We start from the raw sequence: 19,273 nt of genomic DNA, 5'->3' as shown, positions 1-19,273 counted from the left end.
ATGATACGGCTTGTACAGCAACGATCGACGAAATTCGCGACTTTTCGTCAATTTAGAACAATAAACTCGTGATAAAAGAGTTCTTAAGATCCTGTTAAGAACCTTTTGCTGTAATACTGACTGAACCGACGTTACCGGGCAGAACTGACTGCTCTATTGCATAAGGAAAAGTGAACATGATGAAGAAGACAGCTGCATTACTGGCGATCACCGCCCTGATGTCCATGCCCGTACTTGCCGTCCAGGGCGGCGGTTTTGTTGACCCGAGTGCCCCGGCAGCCCAGGTACAGAAGGGCGGGTTCAGCGGCCCGAACGGTACGGTGGCTACCGTCAAGCAGGCTCAGGATATGAGTGATGATGCCTGGGTAACAATGCGTGGTCATATTGAAAAGCGCATTGGTGATGAAGACTATCTGTTCCGTGATGCCACCGGCACCATGACCGTCGAAATTGACGATAAGCGCTGGGATGGACAGACCATTGGTCCGAAAGACAATGTTGAACTCCAGGGCAAGCTGGATAAAGACTTCAACTCGCTGGAGCTGGACGTCAAACAGGTGCGCAAAATCGGTGGCTAATCGCTGGCAAGCATCGTGACCAGGTGGTGGACGGCGGGGGAGCGATCCCAACGCCGCCAGGCCAGGGCGATATCACTGCCCAGCGCAGCATCCTCAATCTGATGGAAGCTGACGCCGGGCAGGCTGATGCAGCGCAGTGAATCAGGCACGATGGTGATGCCGAAGCCTGCGGCGACCATGCTCACGCCCGACGAAATTTGCGGTGACTGCTGCACGCCATCTGGCTGAAAACCGGCACGCAGACAGGCACTGATAATCACTTCGTACAGGCTGGGGGCAACCTCACGTGGAAACAAAATCAGTGATTCTTGACGTAACTGTGCCAGCGACAAAGAGGGTACGCTGCCAAGCGGATGACCCGTCGGTAGCACCACAGCCATTTTCTCAGAAGCAATCACCTTCAGATTAAACGTCTTACTGCTCTCACAGGGCAGACGTACAAAGGCGGCATCCAGTAATCCCTCCTCCAGATTATGCATCAGCGTCGCCATACTCTCTTCCTGGGGCAGTAAGGTGATGGCCGGAAAACGATCCTGAAAACAGTGCAGCAGCCGGAAAATCTGCGGATGAAACGCGGTGGAGCTGGCAAAACCAATCGACAGCTTTCCACTGATCCCGCGGGCAATCCCTTTGGCTTTCTCCAGCGCATGGCCGGTCAGTGCCAGGATCTGGCAGGCATCATGATAAAACGCTTCCCCGGCATCCGTCAGTTCCACGCCACGCGTCAGCCTTTTCAGCAGCGGTGTACCAATCTCTTCTTCCAGTTTTTTGATTTGCTGACTCAGCGGGGGCTGGGAAATACCCAGCCTTTCCGCCGCCCGGGTGAAGTGCTTCGTCTCAGCGACCGCAACGAAGTAACGCAGATACCGCAGTTCCATATCGAAAACGTCTCAAAGTGGGGGGTGTTCTATATTGGAATCCCGAACTGAATCGAGTCAACATTGATTCAATACTTCTTAACAGTTTATCGGGGGAAATGGCAATGACACATTCTGTAACTGATTGTTCATGTTCGGAACAACTGACCGAAACAGTCAGGGGGATGCAGAAGGAAAGGCCAGAAAGTGTAATCTATCAGACCTCTCTGATGAGCGCGTTACTGAGCGGCGTCTATGACGGTACCACCACGGTGGCTGACCTGCTGAAGAAAGGCGATTTTGGCCTCGGGACGTTTAATCAGCTGGATGGCGAGCTTATCGCTTTTAACCGTGAAGTGTACCAGTTGCGTTCAGATGGCAGTGCCCGTGCTGCCAGTCCCGATCAGCAATCGCCGTTTGCAGTGATGACCTTCTTCCACCCTCAGTATCAGCATCGCTTTACCGGCCCGGTTGATCGGGCCGGGGTACATCAGGTCATCGACCAGCAGGTCAGTTCCGATAATCAGTTCTGCGCATTGCGTCTCGACGGTTTGTTCAGCCGCGCAGAAACCCGCACGGTTCCCTGTCAGCACCGCCCGTATAAATCGATGCCAGAGGTGCTCGGCAAGCAGCCCACCTTTCATTTTGAGCAGCGCAATGGCGTGTTGATCGGTTTTCGCACGCCGCAGTATATGCAGGGCATCAACGTCGCGGGCTATCACGAACATTTCATTACTGACGATCGCCAGGGTGGCGGTCATCTTCTGGACTATCAGCTTGATCACGGCACGCTGACCTTTGGTGAGATCAGCAAGCTGGTGATTGACCTGCCTGGCGACAGCGACTTCCTGCGGGCGGATCTCAGCCCGGAAAACCTGGATTCCGCCATTCGTTCTGTTGAAAGCTGAAAAAGAGAGAGAACAAAAGATGAAAAACGTCACTGAGGTTCAACAGTGGGCACACGGTGCCGATCTGGTCGTGGCTCAACTGGAAGCACAGGGGGTGAAGCAGGTCTTCGGCATTCCCGGTGCCAAAATCGATAAAGTCTTTGATTCGCTGCTGGACACCTCCATCCAGACGATTGCCGTACGTCATGAAGCCAACGCCGCATTTATGGCAGCGGCCGTGGGTCGGCTGACCGGCAAAGCCGGCGTTGCATTGGTCACCTCCGGGCCTGGCTGTTCCAATTTGATCACCGGTATGGCAACGGCGACCACCGAGGGCGATCCGGTAGTGGCACTGGGGGGGGCGGTAAAACGCGCGGATAGCGCCAAACAGGTGCATCAAAGCATGGATACCGTCGCGATGTTCCGCCCTGTGAGTAAATATGCGGTAGAAGTCGGTTCCTCAGATGCCATTGCCGAAGTGTTATCGAATGCGTTTCGCAGTGCGGAGCAGGGGCGCCCCGGCGGCGCTTTTGTCAGCCTGCCGCAGGACATTATTAATGAGCCCGCACGCGGACATCTGCTGAATACCAGCGGCCAGCTGCTGCTGGGAGCAGCACCGGATGTGGCGATTGACGCCGTTGCCCGCCAAATCGCACAGGCGAAAAACCCGGTGCTGCTGCTGGGCCTGATGGCCAGCCAGCCCGCCAACAGCGATGCGCTGCATCAGCTGCTGGAGCGTAGCCATATTCCGGTCACCAGTACCTACCAGGCGGCAGGTGCAGTGCGGCAGGAGCATTTTTCCCGCTTTGCCGGGCGTGTCGGGCTCTTTAATAATCAGGCGGGCGATCGGTTACTGCGAGAAGCCGACCTGATTATCACCATTGGCTACAGCCCGGTAGAGTATGAACCTGCGATGTGGAACAGTGGCAAAGCCACCCTGGTGCATATCGATGTGTTGCCCGCCGATACCGACAACTGTTATCAGCCTGATGCCGAGCTGGTCGGTGATATTGCTGCCACGCTGGATAAACTGACGGCACGTATCCACGGCCCGTTAACGCTTAGCCCACAGGCGGCGGCGATCCTCAGCGACCGCCAGCAACAGCGTGAACTGCTGGCGCTGCGCGGCCATCAGCTGAATCAGTTTGCCCTGCATCCTTTGCGCATCGTGCGTGCTATGCAGGACATTATCAACAGTGACGTCACCCTGACGGTGGATATGGGCAGCTTTCATATCTGGATCGCGCGTTATCTTTACAGCTTCCGCGCCCGTCAGATCATGATCTCCAACGGTCAGCAAACCATGGGCGTTGCCCTGCCCTGGGCGATTGGTGCCTGGCTGGTGGACCCGTCGCGCAAAGTGGTGTCGGTCTCCGGGGATGGCGGGTTCCTGCAATCGAGTATGGAGCTGGAAACGGCAGTACGGCTGGGCGCTAATTTGCTGCATATCATCTGGGTGGATGAGTGCTACAACATGGTGGCGATGCAGGAAGAGAAGAAATATCAGCGGGTTTCCGGGGTGAAATTCGGTCCGATCGATTTTAAAGCTTACGCCGAGTCGTTTGGTGCCGCGGGGTTTGCTGTGGAAAGTGCAGAAATGCTGGAACCGACGTTGCGTAAAGCGATGGATGTGCAGGGCCCGGCGGTAGTGGCTATTCCGGTGGACTATGCAGACAACCCTCTGCTGATGGGACAGCTTCATCTCAGCCAGATTTTGTGAGCTGCTATACCTTCCAGATATTCATTACATTCAGTCATGGCCCTTTACCGGTAACATAAAAGGGCTATTTTTTTCCTTAAAACAAATCCTCTCTCTGCGTCAGCGAAACGTTTCGATGGCGATCACATTTTCAACATTTGATGATTGTTTTCCCCTGACCATTTCTTACACTGCCCTCAGCGAAACGTTTCGCTCTGGAGTGAATAATGAAAAAAGGCACCTTACTGAATTCTGATATCTCGTCCGTGATTTCACGTCTCGGTCATACTGACAGCATCGTGATTGGCGATGCCGGCCTGCCGGTCCCACAAGGTCCGCAGCGTATTGATCTGGCGTTGACGCATGGAATTCCGACATTTTTACAGGTTACCCAGGCGGTCACCAGCGAGATGCAGGTCGAGAGTGCCATCATTGCGGAAGAAATTAAGCAGCATAATCCGCAGCTTCATAGTGAATTGATCGCCCTGCTCGACTTACTGCAACAACACCAGGGTAATTCAATCAGTATCAGTTATGTCAGTCACGAACAGTTCAAACACCAAACTCAGCGTAGTCAGGCCGTCATTCGCAGCGGAGAGTGTTCTCCGTATGCGAATGTCATCCTGATCGCTGGCGTGACCTTTTAGAGGCTGTTATGCAACCTTTACTGCAATTAAAAGGCATTGATAAAGCCTTCCCGGGCGTCAAGGCGCTGTCGGGAGCCGCCCTCTCTGTTTATCCTGGCCGCGTGATGGCGCTGGTGGGCGAGAACGGTGCGGGTAAGTCGACCATGATGAAGGTGCTTACCGGGATCTACGCCCGTGATGCGGGCACGTTTGAATGGCTCGGTCAGGAAACCACCTTTAACGGGCCGAAAGAGTCGCAGGAAGCTGGGATCGGTATTATCCATCAGGAACTGAACCTGATCCCCCAGTTGAGCATTGCGGAAAACATCTTTTTGGGTCGCGAATTTGTTAACCGTTTTGGCCGCATCCAGTGGAAAAAGATGTATGCCGAGGCGGATGCCTTACTGAAGCGCCTGAATCTGCGCTTCAGCAGCCATAAGCTGGTGGGTGATCTGTCGATCGGTGACCAGCAGATGGTGGAAATTGCCAAGGTCCTGAGCTTCGAGTCAAAAGTGATCGTCATGGACGAACCGACGGACGCGCTGACGGATACCGAGACCGCTTCGCTGTTCCGGGTGATCAACGAGCTGAAAGCGCAGGGCTGCGGCATTGTTTATATCTCCCACCGAATGAAAGAAATTTTTGAGATCTGCGACGATGTCACCATCTTCCGTGACGGGCAGTTTATTGCAGAACGTGAAGTGGCTCAGCTGACGGAAGAGTCGCTGATTGAAATGATGGTCGGCCGCAAGCTGGAAGAGCAGTATCCACGCCTGGATAAAGCACCGGGTGAGGTTCGCCTGAAGGTGGAGAATCTGAGTGGTTCCGGCGTTGAGGATGTCAGCTTTACGCTGCGTAAAGGCGAAATTTTGGGTGTGTCCGGGCTGATGGGCGCGGGGCGTACCGAACTGATGAAAGTGCTGTATGGCGCCTTGTCACGCAGCAGTGGTAGCGTAACGCTGGACGGAAAAACCGTCTTCGCGCGTTCCCCGGAAGAGGGGCTGGCCAACGGTATCGTCTATATTTCTGAAGATCGTAAGCGTGATGGTCTGGTGCTGGGTATGTCGGTGAAAGAGAACATGTCACTGACCGCCCTCAACTATTTTAGCTATGGCGCGGGCCGCCTGAAACATGCGGAAGAGCAGCAGGCGGTCGGTGATTTTATCAAGCTGTTTAACGTTAAAACGCCATCAATGAATCAGCCGATTGGTTTGCTCTCCGGGGGGAACCAGCAAAAGGTGGCCATTGCGCGCGGGCTGATGACGCGGCCAAAAGTGCTGATCCTGGATGAGCCAACGCGTGGCGTCGATGTTGGCGCGAAAAAAGAGATTTATCAGCTGATTAATCAGTTTAAACAGGAAGGGTTGAGCATCATTCTCGTCTCCTCCGAAATGCCGGAAGTTCTGGGCATGAGTGACCGCGTGCTGGTGATGCACGAAGGTCGCCTGAGCGGTGACTTCCCGATTGAACAAGCCTCGCAGGAAATTTTGATGGCGGCGGCAGTTGGTAAACATTACAGCGCGGAGCTGGCATAACTATGAGTACGCAAACAATTCCTTCACGCCGCCTGATCAGTAAGGCATGGCTGCTTGAGCAGAAATCGCTGATTGCGCTGGTGGTGCTGATTGCCATCGTTTCCAGTCTGAGCCCGAATTTCTTCACCGTGGCTAACCTGTTTAACATTCTGCAACAGACGTCGGTCAACGCCATTATGGCGGTGGGTATGACGCTGGTGATCCTCACCTCCGGTATCGATCTTTCCGTGGGGTCACTGCTGGCGCTGACCGGGGCAGTCGCTGCCTCGATTGTCGGGCTGGAAGTGAATGCTCTGGTGGCGGTGGCGGCATCGCTGGCACTGGGTGCCTTTATTGGTGCGATTACCGGCTCAATTGTCGCGAAAGGTAAAGTGCAGGCGTTTATTGCCACACTGGTCATGATGCTGCTGCTGCGTGGTGTGACGATGGTGTACACCAACGGCAGCCCGGTGAATACCGGCTTTAACGACAATGCAGACCTGTTTGGCTGGTTTGGTATCGGTCGTCCTCTGGGTATCCCGACACCGGTCTGGTTAATGGGTGTGGTGTTCCTCGCCGCCTGGTACATGCTGCATCACACGCGCCTTGGCCGTTACATTTATGCGCTGGGCGGTAACGAAGCGGCAACGCGTCTGTCCGGCATCAGTGTTAACCGCGTCAAAATTATCGTTTATGCACTGTGCGGCATGTTGGCTGCGCTGGCGGGCACCATTGAAGTGGCACGCCTCTCTTCGGCGCAGCCGACGGCCGGTACGGGCTATGAGCTGGATGCGATTGCAGCTGTGGTGCTGGGTGGAACCAGCCTCGCAGGCGGTAAAGGCCGGATTATGGGCACGCTGATAGGTGCGCTGATCTTAGGCTTCCTGAATAACGGGCTGAACTTGCTCGGTGTTTCTTCTTACTACCAAATGATCGTCAAAGCTGTGGTGATTTTGCTGGCGGTGCTGGTAGACAACAAAAGCAGTAAATAACACTCTTTACCTTTACAGGATATGAAAATGAAGATGAATAAACTGACTGCACTGGCTGTACTGTTAGGCGCCACGCTGAGCGCTAACGCGCTGGCAAAGGACACCATTGCGCTGGTGGTTTCTACCCTGAATAACCCGTTCTTCGTATCGCTGAAAGATGGCGCGCAGAAAGAAGCGGATAAACTGGGTTATAACCTGGTGGTGCTGGATTCTCAGAACAACCCGGCGAAAGAACTGGCTAACGTGCAGGATCTGACCGTTCGTGGCACCAAGCTGGTGCTGATTAACCCGACCGATTCTGATGCGGTGGGTAACGCCGTGAAAATGGCAAACCAGGCGAACATTCCGGTGATCACCCTGGACCGTGTAGCCTCTCAGGGTACCGTGGTCAGCCACGTGGCGTCTGATAACCGTTTCGGCGGCAAAATGGCCGGTAACTTCATCGCCAAAAAAGTCGGCGACAATGCAAAAATCATTGAGCTGCAGGGCATTGCCGGAACGTCTGCTGCGCGTGAGCGTGGTGAAGGCTTCAAGCAGGCTGCCGATGCACACAAATTCAATATTCTCGCCAGCCAGCCGGCTGACTTCGACCGTACCAAAGGCCTGAACGTGATGCAGAACCTGCTGACCGCTCACCCGGACGTGCAGGCGGTGTTTGCTCAGAACGACGAAATGGCACTGGGTGCCCTGCGTGCATTGCAAACGGCAGGCAAATCTGATGTCGTAGTGGTGGGCTTCGACGGCACCCCAGATGGTATCAAAGCGGTTGAAGGTGGCAAACTGGCTGCGACCGTGGCTCAGTTACCGGAGCAAATCGGCGTTATCGGCGTTCAGACGGCTGATAAAGTGCTGAAAGGCCAGAAAGTACAGGCTATCAATCCGGTTGACCTGAAGCTGGTTACCCAATAAATCAAAGAAAAGCATGGCACGCGCCACCTTCGGGTGGCGCACTTATCTGGACAATCCCCTTATGATGAAAACTGGCAAACTGGCTGTCCTCGGCAGCATTAATGCAGATCACATTCTGAATCTGGCGCATTTCCCGCGTCCGGGTGAAACGGTGATCGGGAAGCAGTATCAGGTCGCATTCGGTGGGAAAGGTGCAAACCAGGCCGTTGCCGCCGGGCGCAGTGGCGCAGACATTGCCTTTATCGCCTGCGTGGGTGAAGACGACATTGGCGAACGTATCCGCCAGCAACTGGTTGATGACCGTATTGATGTCAGCCCGGTGGAAGCCGTTGCCGGCGACTCGACGGGTGTGGCACTGATATTTGTTAACGGTGAAGGTGAGAATACGATCGGCATTCACGCCGGCGCCAACGCTGCCCTGACGCCCGAGCGCGTTGAGCAGCACCAGCAGGTGATTGCGGATGCCGCAGCACTGTTGATGCAGCTGGAGTCACCGCTGGAAAGCGTGCTGGCGGCTGCGAAGATCGCGCATCAGCATCAGACGCAGGTGATTTTGAATCCGGCCCCGGCGACAGAACTCTCTGACGAGCTATTGTCGCTGGTGGATATGATTACCCCGAATGAAACCGAAGCGCAGATCCTCACGGGTGTGGCGGTCAACAGCGATGAAGACGCTGCACGAGCAGCGGCAGTGCTGCATCAAAAAGGTATCCGTACAGTATTGATTACCCTCGGCAGCCGGGGCGTGTGGTTAAGTGAGCAGGGGAATGGTCAGCGTATTCCTGGTTTCCGTGTGGAAGCGGTGGATACTATTGCCGCGGGCGACACCTTTAATGGTGCGCTGATCACGGCACTGATTGAGCAGCGTCCGATGGCTGAAGCCGTACGCTTTGCCCATGCAGCCGCAGCGATTGCCGTGACCCGCCGTGGTGCACAACCTTCCGTTCCCTGGCGTGATGAGATTGACAGCTTCTTGCAACAGCAGGGGTAGATGTGGCGACCATGAAAGATGTCGCCCGCCTGGCGGGCGTCTCAACCTCCACCGTGTCTCACGTTATCAATAACAACCGCTTCGTGAGCGAAGCGGTTCGTGAAAAAGTGACCTCGGCGGTAAGCCAGCTGAATTACGCACCCTCTGCGCTGGCGCGTAGTCTGAAGCTCAATCAGACCCGTACTATTGGCATGTTACTGACGGCCAGCAGTAACCCGTTCTATTCCGAGGTGGTACGGGGTGTTGAGCGTAGCTGCTATGAGCGTGGTTATAGCTTGGTATTGTGCAATACCGAAGGCGATGAAGACCGTATGAATCGAAGCCTTGAAACACTGCTGCAAAAGCGTGTTGATGGCTTACTGATTATGTGTACCGAAAGTCACCTGCCTTCCGCTGAATTACTTCATCGTTATCCCACGATCCCTTCAGTCATGATGGATTGGGCGCCGTTTGAAGGCGGCAGCGACATTATCCAGGATAACTCCCTGCTGGGTGGGGAGATGGCGACGCGACATCTCATTTCGCGTGGTTATACACGGATTGCCTGTATTGCCGGGCCACAGGACAAAACACCTGCGCGTCTGCGTCTTGAAGGATATAAGCAGGCAATGGATAGCGCCGCGTTAGCGATACCGCCTGACTACATTGTCAGTAGCGATTTTGAATTCCAGGGCGGATTCAATGCCATGAATACGCTTTTGGCCCTCGATCCTCCACCTCAGGCTGTCTTTACCTGTAATGATGCGATGGCTGTTGGCGTGTATCACGCGCTCTATCTGGCGGAAATGCGTATCCCGCAGGATATGGCCGTGGTGGGTTACGATGATATCGAACTGGCGCGCTATATGACGCCGCCCCTCAGCACCGTTCACCAGCCTAAAGACGAACTGGGGGAGCTGGCGATCGATGCTCTGCTACACCGCCTGACAGATCCAACGGCCAGCCCTCAGTTGCTGGTGCTGACGCCGGAACTGATGGAACGTGCCTCCGTGGGCGATATCCGCAAGGAATAAGCGCCTAGGTTTTCTTCTTATCACGGTCGCTAATCAGGTTGCGACCGTCCCCTGGTTTCAGTAGCAGGAAGACCAGCGCTGACAGCACGGTAATGACCCCCATCGTCAGGAAGGTGGCATGGAAGTGCTGGAGTGTGGTGCCATCAAAGTTTTCATAAAAGCGTAACACCGCTGCACTCACTGCGACACCAAACCCAATCGCTAACTGTTGTGTGACGGCCAGCATGCTGTTACCGCTGCTGGCATTGGCATCCGTCAGGTCTGCAAGGGTGATGGTGTTCATCGCGGTAAATTGTGTGGACATCGCCATACCCAGAATAAAGAGTGGGATGAGCAGCGCCAGCATGCTCCAGCCAGGAACCTGCAAAGCAAAGGTGGCGATCAGTACGCCGATAATCATGCTGATCCCGACCAGGGTTTTGCGATAACCAAACCAGCGCAGTACCTGGGTGACCGTCGACTTCGCCAGAATGGAACCGAGGGCGGTGGGCGCGACCATGCAGCCCGCCAGCAGGGCGGTGTAGCCAAATCCGACCTGTAACATTAATGGCATCAGGAAGGGAATACAGCCTGTACCCAGTCTTGAAGCGATATTGCCCACGATGCCGACGGAGAAGGTGCGCGTCTTAAACATGGGTAATGGCAGCAACGGGGCAGGGTGGCGCCGCGCATGCACTATATAGAGAAGTAATAATGCGATACCCGCCAGCAACACACCCAGAGCAATCACGCTTGATACAACCTGTTCACCGAATAATTCGATGCCGCTGGAGATGCCCACCAGACCCAAACCAAACAGCAGGAAGCCGATCAGGTCAAAGCGGCGTTTCGGAGTGGTAAAGTCCGGCATATATTTGCGTGCATAGAAAATGCCGAGAATACCGATTGGGATATTAATGAGGAAAATCCAGTGCCAGGTGGCCCAGGTGACCAATACGCCCCCCAGTAAAGGGCCTAACACCGGGCCAACCAGTCCCGGCATCGTGACAAAATTGAGTACCGGTAGCAGCTCGCTGCGCGGATAGGCCCGGAGCAGGGCAAGACGAGCCACCGGCATCATCATTGCCCCACCCACACCTTGCACCACACGGGATGTGACCAGCATCGACAACGAACCCGAAAGTGCGCAGGCCAGAGAACCCAGGGAAAACAGAAATACCGCGGCGATAAAGACTTTACGGGTACCAAAGCGATCGGCAAGCCAGCCACTGACCGGGATCAGCATCGCGACAGTTAAGGTATAGCTGATAACGGCGGACTGCATCGCCAGCGGAGAACGCCCCAGGCTGTGGGCGATGGCCGGAAGGGCCGTGTTCAGAATGGTGGCATCCAGCGCCTGCATAAAGAAAGCCATAGCGGCAATCCATGGAAGTCCGGCCATACTGCGCGCGGATTTAATCATTGGTATCCCTTTCTTTTGTGAGTGCGGCAGAAAAATCCCCTGTGAAGCAGAAAGAATAGCATCTCATTTTTGCTTTCCTCCTCGGTCTTTCGCAGTTTTCTGTCAGTAAATGCTGATTTATTGCCCTGAAAGCGTATGCTTTTAACGCTTCTGATGAAAAATAACGCGCTCAGTCATTTTATTGCAATAAACACTTGTCACTCGTCGGAAACTGCCTATAATGCGCAACCACTGAGACGGCACAACGGCTTACAGCCAGCGGCTCAGGAGGTTCAGGAAGCATCTGAACCGCCGGAAAAAACTTCTCAAAAAGAAGTTGACTCCGAAGGAGGAAAGCGTAATATACGCCACCTCGCAACAGGAAGCTTCGGCACTGATTGCACCGCTCTTTAACAATTTATCAGACAATCTGTGTGGGCACTCGCAGGATTGATATCAGTCACCTCCGGGTGACAAAAAATATCAAGTCTTAAGAGTGAACACATAATGAAATTCATTATGACGTTTTACACTTGAGCATCGCTGCACTTGTTGCAGCAAATCGAACTTTTAATTGAAGAGTTTGATCATGGCTCAGATTGAACGCTGGCGGCAGGCCTAACACATGCAAGTCGAACGGTAGCACAGAGGAGCTTGCTCCTTGGGTGACGAGTGGCGGACGGGTGAGTAATGCCTGGGAAACTGCCCGATGGAGGGGGATAACTACTGGAAACGGTAGCTAATACCGCATAACGTCTTCGGACCAAAGTGGGGGACCTTCGGGCCTCACACCATCGGATGTGCCCAGGTGGGATTAGCTAGTAGGTGGGGTAATGGCTCACCTAGGCGACGATCCCTAGCTGGTCTGAGAGGATGACCAGCCACACTGGAACTGAGACACGGTCCAGACTCCTACGGGAGGCAGCAGTGGGGAATATTGCACAATGGGCGCAAGCCTGATGCAGCCATGCCGCGTGTATGAAGAAGGCCTTCGGGTTGTAAAGTACTTTCAGTGGGGAGGAAGGCGATGAGGTTAATAGCTTCGTCGATTGACGTTACCCGCAGAAGAAGCACCGGCTAACTCCGTGCCAGCAGCCGCGGTAATACGGAGGGTGCAAGCGTTAATCGGAATTACTGGGCGTAAAGCGCACGCAGGCGGTCTGTCAAGTCGGATGTGAAATCCCCGGGCTCAACCTGGGAACTGCATTCGAAACTGGCAGACTAGAGTCTTGTAGAGGGGGGTAGAATTCCAGGTGTAGCGGTGAAATGCGTAGAGATCTGGAGGAATACCGGTGGCGAAGGCGGCCCCCTGGACAAAGACTGACGCTCAGGTGCGAAAGCGTGGGGAGCAAACAGGATTAGATACCCTGGTAGTCCACGCCGTAAACGATGTCGACTTGGAGGTTGTGCCCTTGAGGCGTGGCTTCCGGAGCTAACGCGTTAAGTCGACCGCCTGGGGAGTACGGCCGCAAGGTTAAAACTCAAATGAATTGACGGGGGCCCGCACAAGCGGTGGAGCATGTGGTTTAATTCGATGCAACGCGAAGAACCTTACCTGGCCTTGACATCCACGGAATTCGGCAGAGATGCCTTAGTGCCTTCGGGAACCGTGAGACAGGTGCTGCATGGCTGTCGTCAGCTCGTGTTGTGAAATGTTGGGTTAAGTCCCGCAACGAGCGCAACCCTTATCCTTTGTTGCCAGCGAGTAATGTCGGGAACTCAAAGGAGACTGCCGGTGATAAACCGGAGGAAGGTGGGGATGACGTCAAGTCATCATGGCCCTTACGGCCAGGGCTACACACGTGCTACAATGGCGCATACAAAGAGAAGCGACCTCGCGAGAGCAAGCGGACCTCATAAAGTGCGTCGTAGTCCGGATCGGAGTCTGCAACTCGACTCCGTGAAGTCGGAATCGCTAGTAATCGTAGATCAGAATGCTACGGTGAATACGTTCCCGGGCCTTGTACACACCGCCCGTCACACCATGGGAGTGGGTTGCAAAAGAAGTAGGTAGCTTAACCTTCGGGAGGGCGCTTACCACTTTGTGATTCATGACTGGGGTGAAGTCGTAACAAGGTAACCGTAGGGGAACCTGCGGTTGGATCACCTCCTTACCTGAAGATACCTTCCCGCGTAGTGTCCACACAGATTGTCTGATAGAAGAAATGAGCAAAAGTCACACCAGAGTCCCCATCGTCTAGAGGCCCAGGACACTGCCCTTTCACGGCTGTAACAGGGGTTCGAATCCCCTTGGGGACGCCATACCGGTAACGAAGTGAAAGTCGTTATCACCCAGTATCTCAAAACTGATTATGCCGTAAGGCGAGTCACGTTTGAGATATTTGCTCTTTAACAATCCGGAACAAGCTGAAAATTGAAACGACATGTCGTTTTCATTCTCCGTAATAAGAATGAAATTAACGATATGTTCGAGTCTCTCAAATGCTTACAACAGCAATGTGTTCTTCGGGACGCTTGTGGGTTGTGAGGTTAAGCGACTAAGCGTACACGGTGGATGCCTAGGCAGTCAGAGGCGATGAAGGGCGTGCTAATCTGCGATAAGCGTCGGTAAGGTGATATGAACCGCAACAACCGACGATACCCGAATGGGGAAACCCAGTGTGTTTCGACACACTATCATGTCATGAATACATAGTGGCATGAGGCGAACCGGGGGAACTGAAACATCTAAGTACCCCGAGGAAAAGAAATCAACCGAGATTCCCCCAGTAGCGGCGAGCGAACGGGGAACAGCCCAGAACCTGAATCAGTTTGTGCATTAGTGGAAGCGTCTGGAAAGTCGCAGGGTACAGGGTGATACTCCCGTACACAAAAATGCACCTACTGTGAGTTCGATGAGTAGGGCGGGACACGTGACATCCTGTCTGAATATGGGGGGACCATCCTCCAAGGCTAAATACTCCTGACTGACCGATAGTGAACCAGTACCGTGAGGGAAAGGCGAAAAGAACCCCGGCGAGGGGAGTGAAACAGAACCTGAAACCGTGTACGTACAAGCAGTGGGAGCCTACTTGTTAGGTGACTGCGTACCTTTTGTATAATGGGTCAGCGACTTATATTCTGTAGCAAGGTTAACCGTATAGGGGAGCCGCAGGGAAACCGAGTCTTAACTGGGCGTTAAGTTGCAGGGTATAGACCCGAAACCCGGTGATCTAGCCATGGGCAGGTTGAAGGTTGGGTAACACTAACTGGAGGACCGAACCGACTAATGTTGAAAAATTAGCGGATGACTTGTGGCTGGGGGTGAAAGGCCAATCAAACCGGGAGATAGCTGGTTCTCCCCGAAAGCTATTTAGGTAGCGCCTCGTGAACTCATCTTCGGGGGTAGAGCACTGTTTCGGCTAGGGGGCCATCCCGGCTTACCAACCCGATGCAAACTGCGAATACCGAAGAATGTTATCACGGGAGACACACGGCGGGTGCTAACGTCCGTCGTGAAGAGGGAAACAACCCAGACCGCCAGCTAAGGTCCCAAAGTCATGGTTAAGTGGGAAACGATGTGGGAAGGCACAGACAGCCAGGATGTTGGCTTAGAAGCAGCCATCATTTAAAGAAAGCGTAATAGCTCACTGGTCGAGTCGGCCTGCGCGGAAGATGTAACGGGGCTAAACCATGCACCGAAGCTGCGGCAGCGATACGCAAGTATTGTTGGGTAGGGGAGCGTTCTGTAAGCCGTCGAAGGTGAACTGTGAGGTTTGCTGGAGGTATCAGAAGTGCGAATGCTGACATAAGTAACGATAAAGCGGGTGAAAAGCCCGCTCGCCGGAAGACCAAGGGTTCCTGTCCAACGTTAATCGGGGCAGGGTGAGTCGACCCCTAAGGCGAGGCCGAAAGGCGTAGTCGATGGGAAACAGGTTAATATTCCTGTACTCGGTGTTACTGCGAAGGGGGGACGGAGAAGGCTATGTTAGCCGGGCGACGGTTGTCCCGGTTTAAGCGTGTAGGCTTGAGTTCCAGGCAAATCCGGAACTCTTTAAGGCTGAGGCGTGATGACGAGGCACTACGGTGCTGAAGTAACAAATGCCCTGCTTCCAGGAAAAGCCTCTAAGCATCAGGTAACATTGAATCGTACCCCAAACCGACACAGGTGGTCAGGTAGAGAATACCAAGGCGCTTGAGAGAACTCGGGTGAAGGAACTAGGCAAAATGGTGCCGTAACTTCGGGAGAAGGCACGCTGTCGGTAGGTGAAGGGACTTGCTCCTGGAGCTGAAGGCAGTCGAAGATACCAGCTGGCTGCAACTGTTTATTAAAAACACAGCACTGTGCAAACACGAAAGTGGACGTATACGGTGTGACGCCTGCCCGGTGCCGGAAGGTTAATTGATGGGGTTATCCGCAAGGAGAAGCTCTTGATCGAAGCCCCGGTAAACGGCGGCCGTAACTATAACGGTCCTAAGGTAGCGAAATTCCTTGTCGGGTAAGTTCCGACCTGCACGAATGGCGTAATGATGGCCAGGCTGTCTCCACCCGAGACTCAGTGAAATTGAACTCGCTGTGAAGATGCAGTGTACCCGCGGCAAGACGGAAAGACCCCGTGAACCTTTACTACAGCTTGACACTGAACATTGAGCCTTGATGTGTAGGATAGGTGGGAGGCTTTGAAGCGTGGACGCCAGTCTGCGTGGAGCCAACCTTGAAATACCACCCTTTAACGTTTGATGTTCTAACCTGGCGCCGTGATCCGGCGTGGGGACAGTGTCTGGTGGGTAGTTTGACTGGGGCGGTCTCCTCCTAAAGAGTAACGGAGGAGCACGAAGGTTAGCTAATCACGGTCGGACATCGTGAGGTTAGTGCAATGGCATAAGCTAGCTTGACTGCGAGAGTGACGGCTCGAGCAGGTGCGAAAGCAGGTCATAGTGATCCGGTGGTTCTGAATGGAAGGGCCATCGCTCAACGGATAAAAGGTACTCCGGGGATAACAGGCTGATACCGCCCAAGAGTTCATATCGACGGCGGTGTTTGGCACCTCGATGTCGGCTCATCACATCCTGGGGCTGAAGTAGGTCCCAAGGGTACGGCTGTTCGCCGTTTAAAGTGGTACGCGAGCTGGGTTTAGAACGTCGTGAGACAGTTCGGTCCCTATCTGCCGTGGGCGCTGGAGAATTGAGAGGGGTTGCTCCTAGTACGAGAGGACCGGAGTGAACGCACCACTGGTGTTCGGGTTGTCATGCCAATGGCATTGCCCGGTAGCTAAGTGCGGAAAAGATAAGCGCTGAAAGCATCTAAGCGCGAAACTTGCCTCGAGATGAATTCTCCCTGGGTCCTTGAGACCCCTGAAGGGACGTTGAAGACTACGACGTTGATAGGCCGGGTGTGTAAGCGCAGCGATGCGTTGAGCTAACCGGTACTAATGACCCGTGAGGCTTAACCTTACAACGCCAGAAGCGTTCTGGTGGCGTTAGAGAGACGCAAAAGAGATTTTCAGCTTGTTACCGGAATTAAGTCCGAAGGATTTTGCGCTGTGACAAGGCGGCCAGTGAAGTGAGGGAAGGAGCATACATAAGTATGTGACTGAGCTTACGAGCGCAGGCAACGCAGTCAGAGCACAAAAGACACAGGACAGAGCACAAAGAATTTGCCTGGCGGCTTTAGCGCGGTGGTCCCACCTGACCCCATGCCGAACTCAGAAGTGAAACGCCGTAGCGCCGATGGTAGTGTGGGGTCTCCCCATGCGAGAGTAGGGAACTGCCAGGCATCAAACGAAGAAAGAACCCCGACCGAAAGGCCGGGGTTTTTTTGTGCTTTGAATCTGGCGATAATCGTCGATCTGACACGAAAAATCTCCGTTTTGTCAGGGGATTACCTGCTATAAAAGCCTAAATGAGATCTTCCGGATAGTTAACATTGCGAAATGCAGCCTCTGCTCGCTCAAACAAAACACTGTGCCCCCCTGCCTGCTGAAGAAATAGCATCAACTTACGGTCACCGTCCGCCAGATAGCGTTGCAGTGAACCCGCAATACTGCGGTGCAGCAATGCTTGCGTGGGGTGATCTCGCTCTTCTGTGCGTGCCCAGACCGCAGATGCTGTTCCTTTATGCTGCCACAAGTTCTGAACCAGATTATCCGGGAGCAATGGCGTATCACAGGAAGTGAATACTACCCACTCAGTTTCTGTCTGTTGCAGTGCTGCCAGCATTCCTGCTAGTGGTCCCGGGAAAGCTGCCAGCGTATCGGATATCACAGGCAACCCGCTCTGTTGATATACCTCAATATTTCGATTGGCATTAATCCATACAGTAGTGACCTGGGGCTGAAAACGCTGCAAAACATGTTGGTAGAGTGGTTTGTTCTGCCACAGCATGAGCCCTTTATCTTCGCCCCCCATACGGCTGCCACGGCCACCTGCAAGGATGACGCCGGTCACGGTTTCGCGTTCAGGGGCGGAAATTCGATTCATTAATTTTATACCCTATGCTTAATGTTGGGTTCTTTATACAGGGACAACTGCATGAAATGCCATCGCCTTAACGAATTAATCAGCTTGCTGCAGCCTGCCTGGCAGGACGATCCTGATCTGAATTTACTTGAGTTTTTACAGAAATTAGCCGATGAAGCCGGCTTTAAGCAGCCTTTTAGTGAATTAACGGATGATGTACTGATCTATCATCTCAAGATGCGGGGCAGTGATAAAGATGCTGAAATTCCAGGGCTGAAGAAAGACTATGAGGATGATTTCAAAACAGCATTACTGCGTGCTCGGGGCGTGATTAAGGATTAAATCAGGCGGTTGACCCGCTGCCGCTGCCATTTAATGGTACTCTTGCAGGCTATTATTTATCGATTATCAGCGAGCATGCCGGATGAAAGAACCTGCTTTTAACTTCCACACCCTGACGCCTGATACCATCCTGGATGCGTTGTGGGAGACCGGTCTGCGCGTGGAATCCGGCCTGACGGCGCTAAACAGCTATGAAAACCGCGTCTACCAGTTCTCCGATGACGACAAACGGCGCTACGTGGCGAAGTTCTATCGCCCGCAGCGTTGGTCGCAGGCGCAGATAGAAGAAGAACATCAGTTCGCTTCTGAGCTGTTTGCTGATGAGATCCCACTGGCAGCCCCTCTGGAACTGAAGGGCTCAATGCTGCACCAGCACCAGGGGTTCTGGTTTGCTGTTTTTCCCAGCCTCGGCGGGCGCCAGTACGAAACCGATAATTACGATCACCTGGAATGGGTAGGGCGTTTCCTCGGGCGAATCCATCAGGTGGGCCGCCGGAAAACCTTTGAGTCGCGGCCGACTATCGGATTACAGGAATACATTGATGAACCGTTACAGATTCTCACCGACAGCACGCTGGTCCCCGCAAAGCTAAAAACTGATTTACTGGCCAGTATCGGGCGTCTGCGCACAACTTTACAAAACTGCTGGCATACTCAGTGGCAGCCTTTGCGCTTACACGGCGACTGCCATCCGGGCAATATATTGTGGCGTGATGGCCCACTGTTTGTTGACCTGGATGACGCGCGTAATGGCCCTGCGGTACAAGATCTGTGGATGCTTATCAATGGCGATCGCCAGGAGCAGCGTCTGCAATGGGACATTTTGCTAGAGGCGTACGGTGAATTCTGTGAATTTGATACTCATGAATTGTCACTGATTGAACCTTTACGTGCTATGCGGATGGTTTATTATCTTGCATGGGTTGTCCGCCGCTGGAACGACCCGGCTTTCCCGGCCAGTTTTCCGTGGATGACGGATGAGGATTTCTGGCGCAGACAGATTTCCACTTTTAACGAACAGAACAAGCTGCTGCAAGAGCCTCCGCTACAGCTTGCACCTGTTTTCCAGGTGTGATCACCCTTTG

14 protein-coding genes, 1 tRNA gene and 3 rRNA genes are annotated in these 19,273 nt (G+C 53.8%); 15 read left to right on the top strand and 3 right to left on the bottom strand.

Translation table 11 applies throughout. From position 1 onward, the window contains the following. Window positions 1–179 precede the first annotated feature (179 nt). Window positions 180–578, top strand: coding sequence for a YgiW/YdeI family stress tolerance OB fold protein (locus tag LJN55_RS23170; protein ID WP_166653740.1), 399 nt, complete (start codon window positions 180–182; stop codon window positions 576–578). Here the strand turns inward: LJN55_RS23170 and LJN55_RS23165 are convergent. Further along, entirely contained in the window at window positions 575–1,456 is an 882-nt protein-coding gene (locus LJN55_RS23165) for a LysR family transcriptional regulator (RefSeq protein WP_171149545.1), read from the bottom strand. The genes LJN55_RS23170 and LJN55_RS23165 overlap by 4 nt on opposite strands. 104 nt (window positions 1,457–1,560) lie before the next feature. Between LJN55_RS23165 and budA the strand changes: the two genes are divergently transcribed. The 8 genes from budA (at window position 1,561) to rbsR (ending at window position 10,066) form a co-directional block, all read left to right on the top strand. Continuing rightward, window positions 1,561–2,343 (top strand): acetolactate decarboxylase, encoded by a 783-nt coding sequence (gene budA / locus LJN55_RS23160; protein ID WP_133844887.1) that lies wholly within the window; start codon window positions 1,561–1,563, stop codon window positions 2,341–2,343. Window positions 2,344–2,362: 19 nt separating this feature from the next. Continuing rightward, a complete protein-coding gene (gene alsS / locus LJN55_RS23155; protein WP_133844889.1) occupies window positions 2,363–4,042 on the top strand; it encodes an acetolactate synthase AlsS in 1,680 nt (559 codons plus the stop codon). 206 nt (window positions 4,043–4,248) lie between these two features. Beyond that, complete coding sequence (gene rbsD / locus LJN55_RS23150; protein WP_133844891.1) at window positions 4,249–4,668, top strand: D-ribose pyranase; 420 nt, start codon at window positions 4,249–4,251, stop codon at window positions 4,666–4,668. An 8-nt stretch (window positions 4,669–4,676) separates the two neighbouring features. Continuing rightward, a complete protein-coding gene (gene rbsA / locus LJN55_RS23145) occupies window positions 4,677–6,182 on the top strand; it encodes a ribose ABC transporter ATP-binding protein RbsA (protein WP_159338287.1) in 1,506 nt (501 codons plus the stop codon). A gap of 2 nt (window positions 6,183–6,184) precedes the next feature. Beyond that, window positions 6,185–7,153 carry a ribose ABC transporter permease gene (gene rbsC, locus LJN55_RS23140; RefSeq protein WP_133844901.1) on the top strand — a complete coding sequence of 323 codons (969 nt, stop codon included), beginning with the start codon at window positions 6,185–6,187 and terminating at the stop codon, window positions 7,151–7,153. A 27-nt stretch (window positions 7,154–7,180) separates the two neighbouring features. After that, entirely contained in the window at window positions 7,181–8,062 is an 882-nt protein-coding gene (rbsB, locus tag LJN55_RS23135) for a ribose ABC transporter substrate-binding protein RbsB (protein WP_374760145.1), read from the top strand. Between the two features lie 61 nt (window positions 8,063–8,123). After that, a complete protein-coding gene (gene rbsK / locus LJN55_RS23130; protein WP_133844902.1) occupies window positions 8,124–9,053 on the top strand; it encodes a ribokinase in 930 nt (309 codons plus the stop codon). A gap of 2 nt (window positions 9,054–9,055) precedes the next feature. Then, the gene (gene rbsR / locus LJN55_RS23125) at window positions 9,056–10,066 is read left to right on the top strand and encodes a ribose operon transcriptional repressor RbsR (RefSeq protein WP_227535403.1); all 1,011 of its coding nucleotides are present in this window, start codon (window positions 9,056–9,058) and stop codon (window positions 10,064–10,066) included. Between the two features lie 4 nt (window positions 10,067–10,070). Here the strand turns inward: rbsR and mdtD are convergent, their stop codons facing one another. Then, entirely contained in the window at window positions 10,071–11,468 is a 1,398-nt protein-coding gene (gene mdtD, locus LJN55_RS23120; RefSeq protein ID WP_133844904.1) for a multidrug transporter subunit MdtD, read from the bottom strand. A gap of 550 nt (window positions 11,469–12,018) precedes the next feature. Between mdtD and LJN55_RS23115 the strand changes: the two genes are divergently transcribed. The 4 genes from LJN55_RS23115 (at window position 12,019) to rrf (ending at window position 17,163) form a co-directional block, all read left to right on the top strand. After that, window positions 12,019–13,561: ribosomal RNA gene (locus LJN55_RS23115) — 16S ribosomal RNA — on the top strand. Between the two features lie 72 nt (window positions 13,562–13,633). After that, window positions 13,634–13,709, top strand: a tRNA-Glu gene (locus tag LJN55_RS23110). Window positions 13,710–13,935: 226 nt separating this feature from the next. Next, window positions 13,936–16,841 (top strand): 23S ribosomal RNA (locus tag LJN55_RS23105). 206 nt (window positions 16,842–17,047) lie between these two features. Further along, a 5S ribosomal RNA gene (gene rrf / locus LJN55_RS23100) occupies window positions 17,048–17,163 on the top strand. The 16S, 23S and 5S rRNA genes sit together here with 1 tRNA gene alongside, the layout of an rRNA operon. A 122-nt stretch (window positions 17,164–17,285) precedes the next feature. Here the strand turns inward: rrf and mobA are convergent. Further along, window positions 17,286–17,867, bottom strand: a complete 582-nt coding sequence (mobA, locus tag LJN55_RS23095; RefSeq protein WP_159338297.1) for a molybdenum cofactor guanylyltransferase MobA — start codon at window positions 17,865–17,867, stop codon at window positions 17,286–17,288. A gap of 51 nt (window positions 17,868–17,918) precedes the next feature. Here mobA and LJN55_RS23090 point away from each other — a divergent pair, with 51 nt between their 5' ends. Together LJN55_RS23090 and LJN55_RS23085 are read left to right on the top strand one after the other, a co-directional pair. Further along, a complete protein-coding gene (locus LJN55_RS23090; RefSeq protein WP_159338298.1) occupies window positions 17,919–18,188 on the top strand; it encodes a YihD family protein in 270 nt (89 codons plus the stop codon). A gap of 82 nt (window positions 18,189–18,270) precedes the next feature. Continuing rightward, entirely contained in the window at window positions 18,271–19,263 is a 993-nt protein-coding gene (locus LJN55_RS23085; RefSeq protein WP_227535402.1) for a serine/threonine protein kinase, read from the top strand. The last annotated feature ends 10 nt before the right edge of the window (window positions 19,264–19,273 follow it).

This window comes from Erwinia rhapontici, assembly GCF_020683125.1.
Classification (GTDB): domain Bacteria; phylum Pseudomonadota; class Gammaproteobacteria; order Enterobacterales; family Enterobacteriaceae; genus Erwinia; species Erwinia rhapontici.
The sequence above is the reverse complement of the archived record's forward strand: the minus strand, read 5'-3'. Positions and strand labels throughout refer to the sequence as shown.